Source organism: Microcoleus sp. PH2017_28_MFU_U_A, from assembly GCF_020738035.1.
Classification (GTDB): domain Bacteria; phylum Cyanobacteriota; class Cyanobacteriia; order Cyanobacteriales; family Microcoleaceae; genus Microcoleus.
In genome coordinates this window covers 1-4,743 of the sequence record NZ_JAEQCX010000207.1, presented here as the reverse complement: position 1 = coordinate 4,743, position 4,743 = coordinate 1, and the positions used below count along the sequence as shown (strand labels likewise).

The window sequence follows — 4,743 nt, the reverse complement described above, 5'->3', positions numbered from 1 at the left end:
TTCTTCAGAGGTGAGTTCAGTAAACAGTGAATTTTCCTTTGTTTCTTGCATGATCGTTTGACTCCATTTAAATTGATAATATTGAACGAAAACTAGAAACTTTATATAATTTCGATAGCCTCGTATGATTACTGACTAATACTTCTCCATGCCTCTGCGATCGCCCGGAATATTACTGAGAAAATTTTAAGATTTATCCGATCGCACTACTTTACTCAGCTATCTAGACTACAAGGGTTTTGTAAGGGCGATTGCGAATCGGATCGTAAAGGAAAAGCTGACTCGGCTGTGGCACGAAAAACAGCGTATTGATGCCATTGCTGCTGCTGTTCTTGGTATCGCTGTTACTGTTAGCACTGCTGAAACCGCTGGTAGTGCTGCCACCGCTGACAGTCCCAGATTCTCGATCGGTTAATTCGGTAAAAAGTGAATTTTGTTGATTGTCCGGCATAAGGAACTCCTATTAAGACATATATAGTTACTTACGTACCGATCCCAGAAAAACCGGGTAACAGTGCCAAAAATCATTGCGGAAATGCTCTGTTTTCCTGACTGTTGCCGCCTGAATCCACCATTCTTGATGTTTGGGGAAATTTCCGGGTGGGGACGGCAAAGCTGTGCGGATTTTGACCTTGACCATGTGAATTTTGATTTAGACTTCTAAATCTATCCTTGGTGTCCGGAAAGCTAGAAAATAAATGTGACAAAAGAAATAGGCGATCGATCTCTCCTTCTTCCAACTCATACCGTTTGAGGTTTGAAAATGACTTATTTAATCAGGCTTTGGAGTTGGCCGCGAGTTGCATTCTTTTTTGGAAATGGCATTAAAACTCACAACGATTCTCTTTCCCCAAACTCAAAACTTAAAATTCAAAACAATTCCCCTCACCCCCAATAGCCGCCATGCCTCGCACACCCGAACCCATGCCCGCAGAAACCTTTGATAACGACCAGTTTTTGCCCCCTGTCAGCCGCTGGACTACTTTGGGGGGAATTTTGATGGTGGCGACGTTTGGCGGGGCGATCGCCCTGGCAAGCGTCACCAAATACAGTGCTACAGTCAAAGCAGACGCGATCGTCCGTCCAGCCGGAGAAGTGCGCGTCGTGCAAGCAGCAACCGAAGGAACCATCGAAAGCATTGCTGTCAGCGAAAATCAGACAGTAAAAGCCGGAGATGCGATCGCAGTTGTCAACGCTTCGCGTTTGGGCACTCAAAAAAAGCAGTTCCAAGACACAGTCAATCAGTCTCAAACAGCAGCACAGCAAATCAACCAGCAACTGCGGGACTTGGAAAATCAAATTTTAGCCAGCGGCCAATTTCAAACCATCCAAAATCAAAATTCCGCCGCCCAAGAAGTAGTCGAGTCCGCTCTTGTAAAAATCGCCACATCGCAGCCGGATGTCGCCGAGAGACTCGGCAGAAGTCGGCGGGTTTTGCTCGTCAAGCGATCGTCCATTCAACAACAATTAATTCAAGCTAAAAAAGAACTCAATCAAATTCAGTCACAACTCGAAAATAGCGTGATCCGCGCGCCCGCTGATGGTACAATTCTCAAATTGGAAGTACAAAGTACCGGTCAAACAATACAAGCCGGAAGTGCGATCGCCCAAATCGTCCCTAGCGACGTACCCCTTTTAGTCAAAGCCAGAGTAACATCCCAAGATATTGCCCGCATCCAAATCGGCCAACCAGTGCAGATGAGGATTTCCGCCTTACCCTTCCCAGATTACGGGACACTAAAAGGAACAGTCAGCGCGATCGCCCCAGATGCGATCGCCACTCAAAACCCCGGTAATAATTTAGGTACTGCTTATTATGAAGTTGCAATTAAACCCGATCAAACCTATCTAACCAAACTCGAATCTACCCGCAATCAAGCAGTTGGAACTTCCCAGGCAAATACCCCACGCCAGTATTCAATTCAGTCAGGAATGGAAGGAAGAGCCGATATTATTACTGGTCAAGAAACTGTTTTGACGTTTATTTTGCGGAAGGCAAGGTTGGTGACGGATATGTAATTGGTCATTAGTCGTGGTCGTAGGGTGCGTCAGTCTTAAGGTTAGCCCGAAAAATTTGGGTTTTACCTACTGACGCACCCTACTTTTGTTTGTTGTTTGTTTGACATTTTGCGATCGTAGTTATATCATAGACTCTAGTAGATGCCACTGTCAACCATCTCGATCCACAATTCCAAAAGTTAATCTAACGTCATAAGCTGGTAACTAACCACTAACCAACGGGTAACAAATGGGGAAGTACAGGCGACCTAGAATTAATTTTGTTTTGGATGAGGATATTAGGGACGACCTAACGGTATGGGCTAAGGAGGAAGGACGCACGATGAGCAATCTTGTAGAGCGAATTGTGACAGCCGCAGTTCAAGGAAAGCGGGACAGCCACCCAAACCAAAACCCGCTCATCCATAAAGAGCAAGCGGGAAAAGGAGGCTCTAGCGAATGAATAAACTGATGTCTAGTATTGAAAAAAGTGACAAATTCACCTGAACCAGAACCGTCAGAACTAGAAAATCACCACGGTGCAACTGACCCAAGTAAGTGTCAGGATATGAGCCGCAAGTACAGATGGAGGTTGAAGCGTATCGAACGTACAAAAGATCGCACTCTCAAGGTCAATTGCGTGTTTTATGGCGAACAAACCTCTTTTGAAGACAGTCGTTTTGGAGATACCGACGATGAATGAAACTTGGATAGTTTTTAAAACAGAATCACTCTCATCCCCAGGCTGGGAAGAACGTCAGCTACTACCGATCGGTGGTTTGACTGACATTTTAGCAACAGAGTGGGATTCTTCGGGGAAATTGCCTCAAATTGGCGAGCGGGTGCGAGAATACGAAAACCTCGAAGATCCGGGTAACGGAGTCACCCACGGTCGAGATAGCAATTGGATTGTGAAAAGCATCCACAAATTCTCATCTAGCGACACAAACCTGGAAATCATGGTCTGTTATTGCGCTTATGAACCCGTTGAGTCTAAATGGGTTGAATTAAAACGAGGAAAGCCTGTGAATGAGATTTTGCAACCCGTTGAAATTGGGTAAAAATCTTAACCTTTCTAATTAATTATCTTCAGTCCGCGCAGGCGGACTTTGTTTTTGTAGACGCGGTTTCAACCGCCGGGTTTATGTGTACTTTGTTTTTGTAGACGCGGTTTCAACCGCCGGGTTTATGTGTACAATAAATACACCGGGTTTATGTGTAGAATAAATAACATCCATCGCCAATATGAAAATCAACGATAAACTCAAGACCATTCTAGCTGAATTACGATCGCACTTCGAGCAACTCTACGGCGATCGGCTCACCCAAATGGTACTCTACGGTTCCCAAGCGCGGGGTGACGCATATCCCGACTCAGATATTGATGTTTTGGTAGTTCTGAAAGGGCAAGTCAATCCCGGCGAAGAAATCAAAAGAATCAGCCATATTCGGGCAGATTTGTCTCTCCAAAATGATGAAGTGATTAGCTGTTTGTTTATGGACGAAAATCGGTTTACGCACTACAATGGGCCTTTATTGAGGAATATTCGTAAAGAGGGAATAGCTTTATGAAACCGGAACAAATCGATCGAACACTCCAAACTTTGAATGCTCATAGTGCTTCTAAACCATCCATTTCTGCCACAAGAAACTCTTGATTGATAGCAGCAATCTCAACTTGAATATCTGGATCGTTGGCCATCTCTGCTATATCTGCTTCCAGGTATTTAGCATTAGCGAGTTTATTAGCTATGTAAGTTTTCTCCCGCACTCGGCAAGCGATACGTTCCAGCAGCCAAAGTTGTTCTTCTATCGACAGGGAACTAATAGAACGTTCAATCTCTACTAAAGTTTGTGAAATCATTTTAGTTTCCTCTTGTTTTTTGCCCCATCGCAAATTATCGAGATTTTTTTGAATGAGGTTGCGTCCATTCCGAATAGATTTATTATTACGCGCGATCGCTTACTTATCTTGTATCTATATTATACGACATCTTTGCGTGGTAGCTTATGACACAATACGGTTAAGTTAAAGTTTTTTGTCATTGCGAGGAACGAAGCAATCGCAGTGTCTATTTTTCACATCGTTTTATCACTACGATTCCCCTATCTTACCTGTATTAGCTTATGACGCACACTCCAACGACTCCAGATGATTCAGAATGTCGGGTTTCCCCCTTGTTTTTCCCCGACAAATAATGTAAAATTCTAAAAACATGGGTTGTCAGCAATGAACGAAGCGCGCCGCGAAGCCTATCAAAATCTGATTGAATCTCTCCTCACCTGTCCCAGCGAGGAAGAAATCGAAATTCTGCAAGCTAACCTAGAATTAATAGATGATGGTTTTGCTCAATATTTGCGAGAGTGGGCAACAGAAAGTCTGGCAACTTTGGATGCAGAAGAAGCATACAATCGTGCTAATATTTTATACGGTTTGAGTATTCGTTTTTATAATTTGCGTCAAGGCAGTCGGGCAAGTAATTTAGAGGTTGGTATTGCTTGTCTAGAGATAGGATTAACTCTTGTCACCCGCGAAACGTATCCAGAAAAGTGGGCTAGGTTTCAAAACAGTCTGGGAGGTGCGTACCACTACAGAATCAGAGGGGAAAAAGCCGAGAATCTGGAATTGGCGATCGCAGCTTTTGAGGCATCCTTGGAAGTTTACACCCCCGACGCATTTCCCTTTGAATGGGCAAGGAGTCAAAATAATTTGGGGATGGCTTACCTCTACAGAATCAGAGGGGA

General features: G+C 44.1%; 7 protein-coding genes and 1 pseudogene. 6 read left to right on the top strand and 2 right to left on the bottom strand.

The window, feature by feature from the left end:
• Positions 1 to 223 precede the first annotated feature (223 nt).
• Positions 224 to 451, bottom strand: a complete 228-nt coding sequence (locus JGK14_RS33575) for a secretion protein HlyD (RefSeq protein ID WP_325315995.1) — start codon at positions 449 to 451, stop codon at positions 224 to 226.
• 452 nt (positions 452 to 903) lie between these two features.
• On the opposite strand from JGK14_RS33575, the gene JGK14_RS33570 reads away from it, so the two are divergent.
• From JGK14_RS33570 to JGK14_RS33550, 5 genes are all read left to right on the top strand, one after another.
• Entirely contained in the window at positions 904 to 2,019 is a 1,116-nt protein-coding gene (locus JGK14_RS33570) for an HlyD family secretion protein (protein ID WP_293209006.1), read from the top strand.
• Positions 2,020 to 2,248: 229 nt separating this feature from the next.
• Complete coding sequence (locus JGK14_RS33565) at positions 2,249 to 2,461, top strand: ribbon-helix-helix domain-containing protein (RefSeq protein ID WP_293209004.1); 213 nt, start codon at positions 2,249 to 2,251, stop codon at positions 2,459 to 2,461.
• A gap of 27 nt (positions 2,462 to 2,488) precedes the next feature.
• Entirely contained in the window at positions 2,489 to 2,701 is a 213-nt protein-coding gene (locus tag JGK14_RS33560; RefSeq protein WP_293209002.1) for a hypothetical protein, read from the top strand.
• Positions 2,694 to 3,059, top strand: coding sequence for a hypothetical protein (locus JGK14_RS33555; RefSeq protein ID WP_293199362.1), 366 nt, complete (start codon positions 2,694 to 2,696; stop codon positions 3,057 to 3,059). The genes JGK14_RS33560 and JGK14_RS33555 overlap by 8 nt, the downstream gene beginning before the upstream one ends.
• 184 nt (positions 3,060 to 3,243) lie before the next feature.
• Positions 3,244 to 3,570, top strand: a complete 327-nt coding sequence (locus JGK14_RS33550; protein WP_325315994.1) for a nucleotidyltransferase domain-containing protein — start codon at positions 3,244 to 3,246, stop codon at positions 3,568 to 3,570.
• Positions 3,571 to 3,610: 40 nt separating this feature from the next.
• On the opposite strand, the gene JGK14_RS33545 is transcribed toward JGK14_RS33550, so the two are convergent.
• On the bottom strand, positions 3,611 to 3,862 hold the full coding sequence (locus JGK14_RS33545; protein ID WP_325315993.1) for a hypothetical protein: 252 nt from the start codon (positions 3,860 to 3,862) through the stop codon (positions 3,611 to 3,613).
• A 366-nt stretch (positions 3,863 to 4,228) separates the two neighbouring features.
• Here JGK14_RS33545 and JGK14_RS33540 point away from each other — a divergent pair.
• Positions 4,229 to 4,743, top strand: a pseudogene (locus JGK14_RS33540) (hypothetical protein); the annotation flags it as partial.

Excerpts from the sequence above, each read along its gene's own strand:
- JGK14_RS33575 (WP_325315995.1), bottom strand. The coding sequence starts at position 451 with ATGCCGGACAATCAACAAAATTCACTTTTTACCGAATTAACCGATCGA.
- JGK14_RS33570 (WP_293209006.1), top strand. The coding sequence starts at position 904 with ATGCCTCGCACACCCGAACCCATGCCCGCAGAAACCTTTGATAACGAC.
- JGK14_RS33565 (WP_293209004.1), top strand. The coding sequence starts at position 2,249 with ATGGGGAAGTACAGGCGACCTAGAATTAATTTTGTTTTGGATGAGGAT.
- JGK14_RS33555 (WP_293199362.1), top strand. The coding sequence starts at position 2,694 with ATGAATGAAACTTGGATAGTTTTTAAAACAGAATCACTCTCATCCCCA.
- JGK14_RS33550 (WP_325315994.1), top strand. The coding sequence starts at position 3,244 with ATGAAAATCAACGATAAACTCAAGACCATTCTAGCTGAATTACGATCG.
- JGK14_RS33545 (WP_325315993.1), bottom strand. The coding sequence starts at position 3,862 with ATGATTTCACAAACTTTAGTAGAGATTGAACGTTCTATTAGTTCCCTG.